The organism is Rugamonas apoptosis (assembly GCF_014042355.1).
Taxonomy (GTDB): Bacteria; Pseudomonadota; Gammaproteobacteria; order Burkholderiales; family Burkholderiaceae_D; genus Rugamonas; species Rugamonas apoptosis.
The window spans coordinates 210,732-225,742 of record NZ_JACEZU010000005.1; the positions used below are offsets into that span (position 1 = coordinate 210,732).

Below are 15,011 nucleotides of genomic sequence, written 5' to 3' on the forward strand. Positions count from 1 at the left end.
CTGATGGGTTAGGAGCGCCGTTGAAGCCACGGGTTGTCCACACATATCCGTGCGCCGATATGGCTCAACATGTGCATCAGACCCAGCCAGGCCCGGTCGAACGTTGGCAGTTCGGCGGGTAGGCCGCACATTTTTTGGCCAAAGTTTTTTTGATATTGTGAGGACGGTTGTGTGAGCATGCTTTTGTGTGAGAAGTCAAAATGAGATTGCCGGAACGGCTCGGTGGCCCAGGCCTGCAAAGGAATCAGTGCTGGCATGATGTCGCTGACAAAAGTTTGCATGCTGATGTCTGGCGCAATCAGGCCCATGCGTATGTAACTTTGCAAGAGCGCCGAATCACGGTCGGGCGAACAGGGGAGCAGTACGGCTGACCAGTGGGCTAATATCAAGCGCCGAAATTCAGGCGACAGCGGGCGCGTACAGCCAAAATCCAGAATACCAAGCGCCTGACCGTGCACATCGTCCGCAATGAACAGGAAGTTGCCTGGATGCAGGTCCGCATGGATATGCCCCAGCTCAAATGCGCAATGCATAAACCAGTCAAACAGGCGCTGTCCATGGGCATTGCGCTCTGCCTGGCTGGGTTGGCTTGCCAACCATTCATTCAAGTGCAGGCCACTCAAGTGCTGCTGGGTGAGCACCTGGGCGCGGGTATGTGACATCAGCACTTGCGGAATCACCACGCCTGGTCGAGCGGCATGTTGAGCGAACCATTGCTGTTGCGCGGCTTCTTGCCGGTAGTCCACCTCGCGCAGCAGCGTGGCCTCGATATCCGCCAGCACCTGGTCAATCACATGTTGCGGCGGCAAGGGTAGTGTGCCCCCCAAGACTTTGAGCGCGTGGCGCAGCAGCAGCATATCCGACGGAATGGTGGCCGCGATGCCAGGGTATTGCACCTTCACCGCGACCGCGCCAAAGCCCTGCAACTTGGCCCGGTGGACCTGCCCCAGGCTGGCCGCGGCGAAGGCGGTCGGTTCAAAATGGTCGAACAGGCTTTCAGGCTCTTGAGCAAATGCCTGTCGAAAAACCTTGCCAATCAGGGCACGGTTCAGCGGTCTGACCTGGTAACAAGCACCGGCCAGTTCGCGGCGTACGCCTGCAGGCAGAAAGCCGATGTCCATGCTCAGTAATTGCGACACTTTGAGCGCGCTGCCACGTAACTGGCTCAAAGCCTGAAAGAGAATGCGGCCCAGTTGCGCTTCGTCGCGGTCTTGGGCCAACGCACGCGCGGCAGGCGTGCTGGCCGGGGGACGCAGGCGCTGTCCAAGCCGGGCCGCGCCCAGGCGTGCGGCGGCCATGCCCGTGATGGCGCCACGGGTCAGGGTTGTGGTGCGGGGTGGCTTGGTTGAACTCATGGCGCGGCCTTGCGGCGGACAGGTGCTTTCGCCGTCTTGCGCTTGGGGGCTGGTTTGGGTTCATGCGCTGAGTGGACGCGTTCATTGTGCCCTTGGCTGGCCTGGGCGGCCTGCTTGGCCAGGCGCAGCAAATCAAGCACCCCACTACCGCGCACCATCAACCGTGCCATCTGGCTGCGCAGCACAAAGCCACCCAGTTGCAACGCCTGGTTGACGACGCCAGAGCGCAGGGTCAGCACCAGCAAGCCCAGGGACAAATCGATAAACTGCGTCGTGTCGGCAAATTCGTCGGAATCGTCGTTGAGCCAGTAAGCCAACACGCCGAACAGGTAGTCGTTGTACAGCGCGGCTAAGCCGGACTTGAAGCTGCAAGTGGGCATCTCGGCGGATTCTTCCGCCGCTTGCAAGAACGTTAGTACCAGATGGGTCATGGCCTGTTTGCCCGCCATTTGTTGACCCAGCATCGCCAAGGGTGCGCGGCCCAGCAGCGTGCGGGCTTGGGCCACGAATTCACGGTCGGGCAGCATCAGCTCCAGCACGGCATCGGTCAACCGTTGCAGCTTTTCCTGCAGACCGTAATCGGCCAGGCCTGGGGTTTGCAGGGTGGCGTCAATCGCGTCAAATATGAGCTGATCGAAATAGCCGAGTACCAGCTTTTCCTTGGTGGGAAAGTACTTGTAGATGGTGGCATCGCCTATTTTTGCTGCCCGCGCAATCTGCTTCATGGTGGTGTTGTCGAAACCATGGGCCGTTATTGCGTCGACTGCACATTGGATGAGGGTGCGGCGGGTTTTATCTTGCTGAGCTTGCGTGGTTTTCATGTTCTTTCCTCAAAGTTAATGCAGTGCCTCAGTGGGCCGCGCATGGGAACCCGGGGGCTCAGGTCGGTGTAACCGACGGCCAGCCGGTTCTTGCAGCGCTGCGCAGACTGGACTGAACGACCAAGCGGTGGAACGGAGCGATGGCAAGAATATAGAGACGGCCCAGACGGTTGTGGCAATGAACCACCGTTGACATAGTGAGGTAACGTTTACCTTCGGGCGACGGCTGATGAGAACAGAGGACAGAAAGCCTGAAGTCCAGGTGCTTGTCGTCTTCTCCAACAATAATTTCGCTCGGACTTGTGACGTAGATCTTGAATATCCCGAGACGGCCTGTCTTGCCGTCGGCGCCAAGCGCCGCCAGTCCGCCGGTGGTTTTGAGCCCGATGCGCCCGACGACCGCGTCTCGGATCCCCATCAGATAGCCGATCCAGGGTGCTTGCTGGGAAAAGATGAACCTCGCCAACACTTCAGGGTCGGTCGATGCGCCGGCGGGAAGCTCGATCGAGTAAGCATCAGCGAGATTCGTTGCTGCGTAGTGCCTGAATACGCCGGAGTCTGAAGGAATCGCTACGGGCGTTACGCGATGCTGTTGTGGTGTCATGTACAGGGATCCCGTGGTTTGATTCCGACGCCATACGCTGGCGATGAGCGCCACAGCCATGCCAATCTCAACGAAAACGGCGGACAAGATGCCTGACCCCGCATGGCCGCTGAAAAGTTCAAACAAACCCAACGCCGCCAAAAGGAGATAGGCCGCTGAAAAGCCCTTCACGAAAACCAGCCTGGCAGCCAAATCCGCAATGTTTCGCGCACTGAACTGCAACACCGACATGCCAGCGAACAGTCCCGCGCTTCTGCGGCCTATCAGTGCGACCTCTGGCGATTGCGCGACACGCCAAGCTTTCAGCAGCAATTGCGGCGCGAGCAACCAGATGAAGGCCAGTACAGCGCTACTCACGGCGTTAAGGATGATGACCTTGGTGAAGTTGAGTTGCATGATGTGCTTATAGAATATTTAGTATTCATTAGTATGCCATATCTATAATTTAATGAATAGTAAATATTGTTTGAATGCGGCAGGCCGCCTATCCTGACCTATCAGGGGAAACGGAAAAACGGGGCAACCGCAGGACGGTGGATGCGCACGTACGGAACGTGGAGAGCGAAGGGTGTCGACAGCGGCCAGCGGGCGCGCCGATGTCTGACACATAACCTGGCGAATCAGGAAGGGCTTTTCTCCACTTTGCCAAGAAAAGCGTAAATCGTAGGGTTAGTTTTTAAAAGCGTCACCATAAGCCTGCAACGGCACCAGACCAGCCACCTCCTCCAAGGCCTGCTTGCGGCGGAAAATCTCATCGAGCGAACGATGGCGGTCGCCCTTCAAATCGGGCGCCAGCGCCTCCACCAAGTCGCGCTGCAGCGTGCGCTGGCCCGGCGTGGTGGCATCGGCGATCAGATGGCCCATCGCGTACTTCATCACGTGAGTCGATTGCGTGGCCGATTGGCGCAGCGATGCAGTTTTCAAGCGCCCCTGGTCGTATGCCATCAGCGCGTCCGAACTGGCGTTGTCGTCGATCTGGTAATAGTCGTAGTTCTGGTCTTCCGGCCCGCCATCGAGCCGCAACTGGCCGCCAGGCACGGCTGGCATGTGGTAGCTGGCGTTCAGCTGCGAGCGCTGATGCTGGGCCACGAAGCGGTCGCCCTGGCTACGGCCACCGATGCTGGTGCTCTGCGATACCTGATACGAGAAGGCATCGTGCTCACCAGGGCGCATGCGATTAGGCGACTGCGACGTCTGCGTGATGGCCGCGTCGAAATCGGCCAGACCCGTCAGCAGCGCATGGTCTTCGCCGGACAGCGTCAGCTTGTCGGCGCGGGCGACCTCCGTTGGCGGCAGGCTGGCCGCGTCGTAGCCGCTATTCATTTCCGCAAACGCATCCTTGAACATGGACACCAGCGACGCATCACCATGCCCGCGCGAGGCGGCCAGATCGACCTGCTGCAAATAACTGCCCACCGCCCTGGCCTGCTGGGCCTTGTTGCCCAACGCGGCCGCCTGGCTCATGTCCACGTTGACGTTGACCGCGCCGGCGGCGCCGCTGAAGCTGACCTTGCGGTGTGCGCCATCGGCGTGCAAGTCCAGCGTCTGCACGGTTTCAGGCACGGTCGCCACCTTGACCACGGTATGCAAGTCCACCGACGCCAGCACGGCCGGATCGAACGCCAGCAAGCCACCCAGTTTCAGTTGGGGCGGACTCTGCGCGATGCCGTCTATGGCATCCTGAAAAGCGTCGGTCAGCTTGGCGAGCGCGTCGCGTTCAGCCTGATTCAGGGTGCCGGTGGTCTGCATCTGCACGGCCAGGCCATCGTCGCCGCTGTCGAGCGTCAGTTTCACTTGTGCCCCGCCTGTGGTGGCGATGGTGAGCGCGACCTGGTTGTCACCCTGGCCGTGCGCGGCGGGTTTGGCCATGGCGGCGGCCGCCACCGGCGAATACAACTCGGAGCCGGACTGCGGCAGGCGCGCCGCTTGGGTCACATCAGCACCGTCACCATAGAACCGCTCCAGCAAGGCACTGCCCAGCCCATGAAAGCGTCCACCGACCGAAGGCGCAAAGAAGTTGCGCGCGATCAGCGAGGTGATCTTGTCGCGCGCCGGCGACTCCCACAGCAACGGCGTGGCGTCCGGATCCGGGCCTTGCACCGCGTCTTGCCGGATGGCGGCCAGACCTTCTGGACTGAGCTTGACAGCGGCAGTTGGTGCCGGAGCATGGGTAGCGGCGGATGCCTGTTCCAAGGCGAGCGCGGCGGATGGGGCGTACGGCGCGGCACGCCCAGCAGGAATGGCAACGATGGTGGTCATACCCGGGACTCCGATCTTCGCGACGAGAAAAATTGATAATTAATTCAATTTTTCAATTATAGCCAGAGTTGGGGCCTGGAATTCTCAACCTTTCTCCCATCACACCTAAAAACCAGCTCCGGCCCGGGGGCTGACTCTTCCACCTCAACCGCGCCGGAGCCGCATACTGAACATACGGGCAGAGGGTGATGATCGACGCCGATGGCATCGCGTGGAATGCAATTGCTGGCGACGCCGCAGGATGAACCGGCAGTCCGCGCCCCAGAATTCATACAGCGGGCGGCATGTGACAGCCAAATCGATCGCCAATACGAAAAAAGGCTTACGGTATGAGCCGTAAGCCTTTTTCTAGAATTTTGGTGGGAAGTGCAAGTTTCGAACTTGCGACCCCTGCAGTGTGAATGCAGTGCTCTACCCCTGAGCTAACCTCCCGAAGCGGGGCGAATTATCGCATACAACTTTAGGAAAATGGAAGGGCTGCGCCGAAAATTTCCGGAAATTTCCTTACGAGCCCTGCGGCGCGCTGATGGCGCGCCAGATGCAATTGCCTTTGACGGCCTTGTCCAGCCCGTTCAAGGTATCCTCGTGGGCCGCCAGTTCCGCTTCCGACGCGGGCACGACGATGATGTCGGCCAGGGCCACATGCTCCAGGCTGGCACCACCGGCGCTCACTTCCTCTTCCACATCCATGCCCAGGCTGTTCTGGCCGCGCGTCATGGCCAGGTAGACGTCGGCCAGCAGCTCCGCATCCAGCAATGCGCCGTGCAGCTTGCGGTGCGAGTTGGAGACGCCGTAGCGGTCGCACAACGCGTCCAGCGAGTTGCGCTTGCCGGGGTGCAGTTCCTTGGCCTGCACCAGCGTGTCGATCACCTTGCCGACGTGGTCGCTGAAGTCCGGCAGGTTCAGGCGCTTGAACTCGTGGTTCAGGAAGCCCAGGTCGAACGGCGCGTTATGGATGATGACTTCGGCCCCGGCCACGTAGGCCCGCAGATCCTCGACGATTTCATGAAACTTGGGCTTGTCGCTCAAGAACTCTGTCGTCAGGCCGTGGACGTTCAATGCGCCCTCTTCCGACTCGCGTTCCGGGTTGATGTAGACGTGATAATTATTACCCGTCAACATGCGGTTGTGCAGTTCGACACAGCCGATTTCAATGACGCGGTTGCCCAGTTTGGGGTTGATGCCGGTGGTTTCGGTATCGAGTACGATTTGACGCATGAAGTCTGCCTGAATGGTCGGTTGCTGAAGCGAGCCGCGCAGTATAGCAAAGCGCGGCCCCGCGCTGCCACATAGGGTTTAGCGCTTGCGCACGGAATCGACGCCGCGGTTGGCCAGCATGTCGGCCCGTTCATTGCCGGGGTGGCCGTTGTGGCCGCGCACCCAGCGCCATTCCACCTGGTGCACGGCCTGGGCCGCGTCCAGCGCCTTCCACAAGTCCTCGTTCTTGACCGGCTCCTTGGCCGCCGTCTTCCAGCCGCGCGCCTTCCAGCCGTGTATCCATTCGCTGATGCCTTTTTGCACGTACTGGCTATCCGTGTACAGCGTCACGGCACAGGGGCGCTTGAGCGCGTTGAGCGCCTCGATCACTGCCTGCAATTCCATCCGGTTGTTGGTGGTGTTTAATGCGCCGCCGAAAATTTCCTTTTCCGCCCCATCGGCCACCATCAATGCTCCCCAGCCGCCCGTACCGGGATTGCCCTTGCATGCGCCATCGGCAAAAATATCGACTTTATCCATCCTGCTGTTTCCGCCTCTTGTTGGTTACTGGCACGGCCACCGGGGCCGCCGCCGTTCGTTTGGTCCATGCCGGACCGATTAAATGCATGCCCTTGACGCGCTTGATGGCCTGCACAATATACACGCCGCCCAGATACGGCCACCAGCGCGCGCCCGCATTATCCATGAAGGCGTAGCGGTGCAGCCACTTTTCCGTACGGCAGGCGGGCGCATAGCAGCCGAAATGGCTCTGGCTGGCGCCCAGGTTCAATAATTTTAACCAGTCGCGCATGCGCGGCATAGAGATCAGCTCCTGTGCCCGCGGCAGGAAATCCGACCCCGTCACCCGGCCGATGGCCTGGCGCGCGCCCCACAGGCTGGCCGGGTTGAAGCCGCAGATGATCACCTGCCCTTCCGGAATCAGCACCCGCTCCACTTCGCGCAACACCTGGTGCGGTTCGGCGGAAAATTCCAGCACATGGGGCAGCACCACCAGGTCGAGGCTTTGCGATGCGAACGGCAATTCCGTGTAATCGAGCGCGACCGCCACCTGGCGCGGCATGTCCTCCGCCGGCACGCCCACGCTGCGGGGCCGCACGCGGTTATCGGCCAGCCACTGATACGGCATGCGGTTGGCCGCCAGCGCATTAATTTGCGGCATGCCGATCTGCAGGGCGTTGAAACCAAAGATATCCGCCGTCAGATTATCGAGGCAGGTTTGTTCCCACTCACACAAGTACCTGCCTGCCGGTGTTTGCAGCCAGCCGTCCAGCGCTATAATGGATTGGTCGGATGCAGCGTTATCCATGTCTAGCCTTTTGTGACCCAATGACCATCTCAACTCCCCACTCGTTACACGTCCTCACGGTACCTGCTTTTCATGACAACTATCTATGGCTGATACATGATGGCAAGCATGCCGTTGCGGTCGACCCCGGTGATGCCAAGCCCATCATGGCGGCATTGCAAGAAAACGGCCTCAAGCTTACTGCCATTTTACTCACCCACCACCACGCTGACCATATCGGCGGTGTGCCTGCATTATTGCAGCATTATCCGGTTCCTGTTTTCGGACCGCGCAACGAACGCATCGCCGGCGTCACGCTGCCGGTGGGCGAAGGCAAGCGCATCGAGGTGCCGGGACTGGACTTGCACCTGTCCGTACTGGACGTACCCGGCCACACCATGGGCCACATCGCCTACGTGCGCGAGGCCACGGACGATGAACCGACCTGGCTGTTCTGCGGCGACACGCTGTTCGCCGGCGGTTGCGGCCGCCTGTTCGAAGGCACGCCGGCGCAGATGATCAGTTCGCTTGGCAAGCTGGCCGCCCTGCCCGACGACACCAAGGTTTATTGCGCCCACGAGTACACGCTGTCCAACCTGCGCTTCGCGCGCGTGGTGGACCCGGACAACGAAGCCCTGCGCGAGCGCGTGGTGGTGGAGACGGACCGGCGCGAGCACAACGTACCCACGGTGCCCAGCACCATCGGCGTGGAAAAGGCCACCAACCCCTTCCTGCGCTACCGCGATCCCGCCATCGCCGCGCAACTGGTCAAGGCCGACCGGCTGGCGCCGGGCGACACGGCGCTGGCCACCTTCACCGCCTTGCGGCTGTGGAAGAACGACTTCTGAAACAAAGGGGGACGTAACACAATCCCCCCTGCCGCGCACAGAAAAAAGGGCAAGCCCGCGTTGACGGACTTGCCCTTTATCTTGATGCCGCCCCGGAAGGCGGCAATGACATCACCTTAGATCTCTTCGTACAGCGGCAGGGTCAGGAACTCCGCGAATGCCGCCGAAGTCGACATTTCTTCGAAGATCTGGCCAGCGCGCACGTAGGTCGGGCCTTCGCCGCCTGGCGCGTCGCGCTGCACCTTGGCCAGCTCTTCCGGAATCATGGCGCGTACCATTTCGGCCGTGACCTTGCGGCCATCTTCCAGCACGCCCTTGTCGGAACGGATCCACTGCCACACTTGCGAGCGGCTGATCTCGGCCGTGGCCGCATCTTCCATCAGGTTATGGATAGGCACGCAACCGTTGCCGGCCAGCCAGCTACCCAGGTAGTGGATGCCGACGTTGATGTTGTAACGCAGGCCCGCTTCCGTGATCGGCGCTTCCGGCTTGAAGTCCAGCAGTTCGGCGCGCGTCACGTTGACGTCAGGACGCTGCTTCTCGATCTGGTTAGGCTTGTCGCCCAGCACTTTCTTGAACTCGGTCATGGCCAGGTCGACCAGGCCTGGGTGCGCCACCCAGCCACCGTCGTAGCCGTCGGTCGCATCGCGTGCCTTGTCGTTGCGCACGCCGCCCATGGCCACTTCGTTCTTTTCCGGATCGTTCTTGATCGGGATCAGCGCAGCCATGCCGCCGATGGCTGGCGCGTTGCGCTTGTGGCAGGTCTTCAGCAGCAGCAGAGCGTAAGCGCGCATGAATGGCGAGGTCATCGTCACCTTGGCGCGGTCGGCCAGGCAGAAGTCCTTGTCCAGCTTGAACTTCTTGATGCAGGAGAAGATGTAGTCCCAACGGCCGGCGTTCAGGCCCGAGCTGTGTTCGCGCAGTTCGTACAGGATCTCGTCCATCTCGAACGCAGCCAGGATGGTTTCGATCAGCACGGTGGCCTTGATGGTGCCTTGCGCCAGGCCCAGTTCGTTCTGGGTCATGACGAAGATGTCGTTCCACAGGCGCGCTTCCAGGTGCGATTCCATCTTCGGCAGGTAGAAGTACGGACCGGCGCCGCGGGCCAGCTGTTCCTTGGCGTTGTGGAACATGAACAGGGCGAAGTCGAAGATACCGCCGGAGATACGCTTGCCGTCGACCAGCACATGCTTCTCATCCAGGTGCCAGCCGCGTGGACGCACCACCAGGGTGGCGATCTTGTCGTTCAGCTTGTACGACTTGCCGTTCTGCTCCATCGAAATGGTGCGGCGCACGGCGTCGAACATATTGATCTGGCCGGTGATCTGGTTGTCCCAGTTCGGGGTGTTCGAATCCTCGAAGTCGGTCATGTAGCTGTCGGCGCCCGAGTTGAACGCGTTGATGACCATCTTGCGCTCGACCGGACCGGTGATTTCCACGCGGCGGCATTCCAGCGCTTTCGGAATCGGGGCGATCTTCCAGTCGCCATTGCGGATGTGGGCCGTTTCGGCCAGGAAGTCAGGACGCTCGCCGGCATCCAGGCGCTTGGCGCGGTCCACGCGCACGGCCAGCAGTTCCTGGCGGCGTGGTTCGAAGGCGCGCGACAGCTTGACCACCAGGGCAAGCGCTTCCGGCGTCAAAATCTGTTCGTAGCCGGGCTTGATCTCGCCCGTAATTTGCATACCAGCCGGTACGTTGATGGTCGTCATGGATGTCTCTCCGTATAAGGTAAAGTGAACTGCTATCCGAAATTATAAGCACTGCTAATCTTGTTGCCAGCCGAATCTTTTAGTGGGGCGACTCGGTTACATCACGATCTGTTTTCAAGTATATTCACTATTTAGTTATGCAAACAAGACTAAAAATCACTTCATCTTTGCGTTTTTCTCACAAGTGACGGGCAACGGGCATCCATGGGTCAGTTCAGGCAAATTTCCACCTTCGTCGAAGTCGTTTCCAAGGGCAGCCTGTCGGCCGCGGCCCGTGCCGAGGGCATCGCGCCGGCCATGATAGGCCGCCGGCTGGACGCACTGGAAGCCCGCCTCGGTGTGAAACTCTTGCAACGCACCACGCGCAAACTGGCGCTCACCAACGAGGGCGCCGCCTTCCTGGAGGATTGCCAGCGCATCCTCGCCGAGCTGGAGGACGCGGAATCGGCCGTGGCCGAGCGCAGCGCGCGCGCCACCGGCCACTTGACCATCTCCGCGCCGGCCGGGTTTGGCCGCCAGCACGTGGCGCCGCTGCTGCCCTCCTTCCTGGCCGAGCATCGGGACGTGCAGTGCACGCTGAACTTGAATGACCGCGTGGTAGACCTGATCGGTGAAGGAGTGGACGTGGCGATCCGCATCGCCAGCCTGTCGGACTCCAACCTGGTCAGCGTCAAGCTGGCCGACAACGAACGGGTGTTGGTGGCCGCGCCCGCCTACCTGAAGCGCTACGGCGAACCAAAGACGCTGGCCGAGCTGTCCAAGCACAACTGCCTGGCCATCAGCAGCGAAGGCAGCCAGCGCGGCTGGACCTTCCGCGACGGCGGCAAGGTCGTCACTTTGAAAGTAACGGGCAATATGGGTTGCAATGACGGCCAGGTGCTGCACGACTGGGCGCTGTCCGGCAAGGGCCTGGCCTGGCGTTCAATGTGGGAAGTGGGCAGCGAGATCGAGTCCGGCCAGCTGCAAACGGTGCTGGACCAGTACTCCGCGCCGGGCAACGACATCTACGCCGTGTTCGCCCAGCGACGCCACCTGCCGCTGCGCATCCGCGCCTTCGTGGATTTCCTGCGCCACACCTACGCCCAGCCCGACTACTGGCGCAAAGCGTGGAAATAATGACGAAAACAAAACCTTGAGACGAAAAAAAATCCTCGGATACCGAGGATTTCTTTATGTCGTTTGACTCAGCGTATTACAGTGGCTGAATGTTCGAAGCTTGCTTGCCCTTAGGGCCAGCGGTCACTTCAAAAGAAACACGTTGGTTCTCTTGCAGCGACTTGAAGCCGGTCGACTGAATCGCCGAGAAGTGAGCGAACAGATCTTCGCCGCCTTCGTCAGGGGTGATAAAGCCGAAACCCTTCGAGTCATTGAACCATTTTACGATACCAGTTGCCATTACAATTCCTATTTCAGTTAAGTTGGGCTTGCGCCCGTGATATCGTTTGAGGCAAGAAAGAAATGACAGACAAACTGCACTACTCTTGAATCTAAACGATCCCGCATTATACCCAATTACAAGAGAAAAGCACGTTTTCGAAAAAATAAATACGCGAGGGAGAAAATGACTGTGAAAACCGATACTTACCGCATTCCCAACCGCCTTTTACCGACCTCAACCTTGCTCTTTTAACAGGTAGCACTGTCACTATAGCCCGAAAATCAGCGTTCGGATTGAGATGTATCAAAAAGAATGACTAGCGCGCCACACTTGTTGTTCTCATCACTACGCTTGCCACGATAGCCGCCACGCCTACCACGACGGCGCGCGCGGATCGCGGGCCGCCCACCGCAGCAAGGCGTCGACCTGATCGGCGACGGCCGGCCACTCGGCCTGGCCGGCCAGCACGGCCCGCATCTGCTGCTCCACGTTGCGGCAATATTGGCCCAGCGTGCCATAGCCGAAGGTGCCGGCGGTACCGGCCACGCCATGCAGCAATTCATGCAATTCATGCAGATGGGCGGCGTCAGGACCATCCGGGCCATCGGCGCGGCAGGCCGCCAGCGCGCGCGTGATCTTGTCCAGGGTCACGGGCACGGTGGCGGCGAACTTGTCGCACAGCGCCTGCATGCGGGCGCGGAATTCCTGGTCGGTGACGGTCGCCATGGGACGCGCATCAGCCCTTGGTGCCGAAAATACGATCGCCGGCGTCGCCCAGGCCCGGCACGATGTAAGCATGGTCGTTCAGGTGCGAATCGAGCGAGGCACAGTAGATCTTCACCCCCGGGTGGGCGTTCTGGAACACGGTGATGCCTTCCGGCGCGGCCACCAGGGCCAGGAAGATGATCTGCTCATCCTTCACGCCGCGCGACTTGAGCACGTCCACCGCGTGCACCGCCGAATTGCCGGTCGCCACCATCGGGTCGCACAGGATGAAGGTGCGCTCGGCCAGGTCGGGCAGGCGCACCAGGTATTCCACCGGCTGGTGGGTGTCCGGGTCGCGGTAGACGCCGATGTGGCCCACGCGGGCCGACGGGATCAAGTTCAGCAAGCCATCGCTCATGCCGATGCCGGCGCGCAGCACGGGCACGATGGCCAGTTTCTTGCCGGCGATGACAGGAGCGTCCAGCGTCATCAACGGGGTTTCGATGGTGCGGGTGGTCAGCGGCAGGTCGCGCGTGATCTCATACCCCATCAGCAACGTGATTTCCTTCAACAGCTCGCGGAACGTGCGCGTGGACGTGTCCTTGGCGCGCATGTGGCTCAGTTTGTGCTGGATCAGGGGATGGTTGGTGATGAACAGGTTGGGGAAACGCGGATCTTGTTTCATTGTTATGAGCTCGCTGTTGGTCGACGGAGGCCCTCATTCCCAGGGGTACGGGACGGGGCACGCTGCGTCATCGGTTGTAAGCCGCATTATCCCAGCCCGCACACCATCATGGAACCGTTTCCCGAAAATTAATTCCGCTCACGCCGCCTCCACCAGCGCCCGCCCCAGGATGGCGGCGCAGTCGACGCCATCCGGCAACCGGCCGAACGCGCCACCCACGTCCTGCGCCAGGCGCGAGGCCACGAAGGCCGACGACACGTACGCCGGCGCGTGGCGCAACAGCAGCCCGGCCTGCACCGCCACCACAATTCGTTCGGCCAGGCGGCGGGCGCCATATTCGTCCGTTTGGGGTTGGCCCAGGTCGGCCAGCAGGGCCAGCGTGTAGCGCACATATTCCGGGTCGGCGGTGCCGGCCAGCGCCAGTTCGGCCGCCAGCGCGTCACGCGCGGCCGGCGTCTTGCCCAGCGCCCGCAGCAGGTCCAGGCACATGACGTTGCCCGAGCCTTCCCAGATCGAGTTGACGGGCAGCTCACGGTACAGCCGCGCCAGCGGGCAGTCCTCCACATAGCCGCTGCCGCCGATCACTTCCATCGCCTCGGCGCCGAACGCCGGTCCACGCTTGCAGATCCAGTATTTGCCGGCCGGCGTCAGCACCCGCGCCAGCAGGGACTGGGCCGGATCGCCGCCTTCGTCGTAGCAACGGGCCAGCCGCAGCGCGAAGGCGGTGGCCGCTTCCGATTCCAGCGCCAGGTCGGCCAGCACGTTTTGCATCAGCGGCTGCTCGGACAGCGCCTTGCCGAATGCGTGGCGGCGGCGCGCGTGGTGCAGCGCATGGGTCAGCGCGGCGCGCATGGTGCCGGCGCTGCCCAGCACGCAGTCGAGCCGGGTGTGGCTGCCCATCTCCAGGATGTTGGGGATGCCGCGCCCCTGCTTGCCCACCAGCCAGCCGTACGCGCCCGCGAATTCCACCTCGGACGAGGCGTTGGAGCGGTTACCCATTTTGTCCTTCAGCCGTTGGACGCGGATCGCGTTACGCTCGCCATTGGGCAGGAAACGGGGTACGAAGAAGCAGCTCAGGCCCGCGCTGCCTTCGGCTTCCGTCTGGGCCAGGATCAGGTGGGCGTCGCTCTGGGGCGCGGAGAAGAACCATTTGTGGCCGACGATGCGCCAGGCATCCTCGCCGTCGTCGCCAAACAGGCGCCGGCCTTCCCCTGGCGGCAAGGCCTCGGCCATGGTGGTGTTGGCACGCACGTCGGAACCGCCCTGCTTCTCCGTCATGCCCATGCCGATCAGCGCACCGCGCTTTTGTTCGATCGGCAGCGAACGGGGATCGTATTCGCGCGACAGGATCTTGGGCAACCACTTGGCCGCGATCCTGGGCGCCTGGCGCAACGCCGGCACGGACGCGTAGGTCATCGTGACCGGGCATTGCGAACCATTCTCCAGCTGGCCGAACAACATGTAGCGGGCCGCCCGCGCCACCTGGCCGCCGGCGCCCTGCGCTTCCCATGGCGAGGCATGGGCGCCGTTCTCGATCAGCAGCGCCATCAGGCTGTGCCACGCAGGGTGGAATTCCACTTCATCAATACGGTGGCCGCCACGGTCGAAATTATGCAGGCGCGGGGTGTGCAGATTGGCCAGCCTGGCCAGGTCCAGCACTTCCGCCCGCCCCAGGCGCTCACCCAGCGCGTGCAGCGATGCCGCATACGCGGCGCCGCCCTCCCGTTCCAGCGCTGCTCCCAAGGCCGGGTCGCAGGCGAACAAGTTGATGTTTTCAAACGGGGGCACGGTGTTGCTGACGGCATGCGTATCGAAGACATTCATGTTGCGCTCCAATGAGATAGTGGTATCCGGGGCCGGTATGGCGACCAGGCTAGCCTAGCCCAGATCCATGCGCTAATCAAGCGTTTGCTTGAATAACTGATTTCAAGCATTCCTCCCTTGATTTTAGACAAGCCAGTCCGCCCTGCAAATACCGAGCAATTGCTCGCCAAGTAGCCGAAAATTTAAGAAATATTCAGTCTATCCCCCTCTGGCGCCTGATTTTTCTTCAGAACCAGGCCGATTTCATCAAAACATGCGCAGATGTTGTCTTTTTTCATGTGAAAGCTTTCCCATCAGTGATACATTTCGTTGTGGTTTTG

The 15,011-nt window shown here is 61.1% G+C and carries 14 protein-coding genes and 1 tRNA gene; 2 read left to right on the forward strand and 13 right to left on the reverse strand.

Annotated elements, in window-relative coordinates; genetic code table 11:
* Positions 1-8: 8 nt before the first annotated feature.
* The 8 genes from H3H39_RS12035 to H3H39_RS12070 form a co-directional block, all read right to left on the reverse strand.
* Positions 9-1,355: an ABC1 kinase family protein gene (locus tag H3H39_RS12035; RefSeq protein WP_182153619.1), complete on the reverse strand. Its 1,347-nt coding sequence runs from the start codon at positions 1,353-1,355 to the stop codon at positions 9-11.
* A complete protein-coding gene (locus tag H3H39_RS12040; RefSeq protein WP_182153620.1) occupies positions 1,352-2,176 on the reverse strand; it encodes a TetR/AcrR family transcriptional regulator in 825 nt (274 codons plus the stop codon). The genes H3H39_RS12035 and H3H39_RS12040 overlap by 4 nt, the downstream gene beginning before the upstream one ends.
* A gap of 58 nt (positions 2,177-2,234) precedes the next feature.
* Positions 2,235-3,176 carry a DUF2867 domain-containing protein gene (locus tag H3H39_RS27845; protein WP_229217997.1) on the reverse strand — a complete coding sequence of 314 codons (942 nt, stop codon included), beginning with the start codon at positions 3,174-3,176 and terminating at the stop codon, positions 2,235-2,237.
* A gap of 273 nt (positions 3,177-3,449) precedes the next feature.
* A complete protein-coding gene (locus H3H39_RS12050) occupies positions 3,450-5,039 on the reverse strand; it encodes a hypothetical protein (protein WP_182153621.1) in 1,590 nt (529 codons plus the stop codon).
* Positions 5,040-5,396: 357 nt separating this feature from the next.
* Positions 5,397-5,471: transfer RNA gene (locus tag H3H39_RS12055), tRNA-Val, on the reverse strand.
* A gap of 72 nt (positions 5,472-5,543) precedes the next feature.
* Positions 5,544-6,257, reverse strand: coding sequence for a DNA polymerase III subunit epsilon (gene dnaQ, locus H3H39_RS12060; protein WP_182153622.1), 714 nt, complete (start codon positions 6,255-6,257; stop codon positions 5,544-5,546).
* A 78-nt stretch (positions 6,258-6,335) separates the two neighbouring features.
* Complete coding sequence (rnhA, locus tag H3H39_RS12065) at positions 6,336-6,776, reverse strand: ribonuclease HI (protein ID WP_182153623.1); 441 nt, start codon at positions 6,774-6,776, stop codon at positions 6,336-6,338.
* The gene (locus H3H39_RS12070; protein WP_182153624.1) at positions 6,769-7,563 is read right to left on the reverse strand and encodes a class I SAM-dependent methyltransferase; all 795 of its coding nucleotides are present in this window, start codon (positions 7,561-7,563) and stop codon (positions 6,769-6,771) included. Before H3H39_RS12070 ends, rnhA begins: the two co-directional genes overlap by 8 nt.
* Before the next feature lie 20 nt (positions 7,564-7,583).
* Between H3H39_RS12070 and gloB the strand changes: the two genes are divergently transcribed.
* Positions 7,584-8,390 carry a hydroxyacylglutathione hydrolase gene (gloB, locus tag H3H39_RS12075; RefSeq protein WP_182153625.1) on the forward strand — a complete coding sequence of 269 codons (807 nt, stop codon included), beginning with the start codon at positions 7,584-7,586 and terminating at the stop codon, positions 8,388-8,390.
* A 116-nt stretch (positions 8,391-8,506) separates the two neighbouring features.
* Here gloB and aceB read toward each other — a convergent pair whose 3' ends face one another.
* Positions 8,507-10,099 (reverse strand): malate synthase A, encoded by a 1,593-nt coding sequence (gene aceB / locus H3H39_RS12080; protein ID WP_182153626.1) that lies wholly within the window; start codon positions 10,097-10,099, stop codon positions 8,507-8,509.
* Between the two features lie 204 nt (positions 10,100-10,303).
* Between aceB and H3H39_RS12085 the strand changes: the two genes are divergently transcribed.
* Positions 10,304-11,215, forward strand: a complete 912-nt coding sequence (locus H3H39_RS12085; RefSeq protein ID WP_182153627.1) for a LysR family transcriptional regulator — start codon at positions 10,304-10,306, stop codon at positions 11,213-11,215.
* Positions 11,216-11,291: 76 nt separating this feature from the next.
* On the opposite strand, the gene H3H39_RS12090 is transcribed toward H3H39_RS12085, so the two are convergent.
* From H3H39_RS12090 to H3H39_RS12105, 4 genes are all read right to left on the reverse strand, one after another.
* Positions 11,292-11,495: a cold-shock protein gene (locus H3H39_RS12090; protein WP_134383344.1), complete on the reverse strand. Its 204-nt coding sequence runs from the start codon at positions 11,493-11,495 to the stop codon at positions 11,292-11,294.
* Positions 11,496-11,849: 354 nt separating this feature from the next.
* The gene (locus H3H39_RS12095; RefSeq protein WP_182153628.1) at positions 11,850-12,203 is read right to left on the reverse strand and encodes an Hpt domain-containing protein; all 354 of its coding nucleotides are present in this window, start codon (positions 12,201-12,203) and stop codon (positions 11,850-11,852) included.
* Positions 12,204-12,213: 10 nt separating this feature from the next.
* Entirely contained in the window at positions 12,214-12,867 is a 654-nt protein-coding gene (gene upp, locus H3H39_RS12100) for a uracil phosphoribosyltransferase (RefSeq protein ID WP_182153629.1), read from the reverse strand.
* Positions 12,868-13,005: 138 nt separating this feature from the next.
* Positions 13,006-14,691, reverse strand: a complete 1,686-nt coding sequence (locus tag H3H39_RS12105; protein WP_182153630.1) for an isovaleryl-CoA dehydrogenase — start codon at positions 14,689-14,691, stop codon at positions 13,006-13,008.
* Between the last annotated feature and the right edge of the window lie 320 nt (positions 14,692-15,011).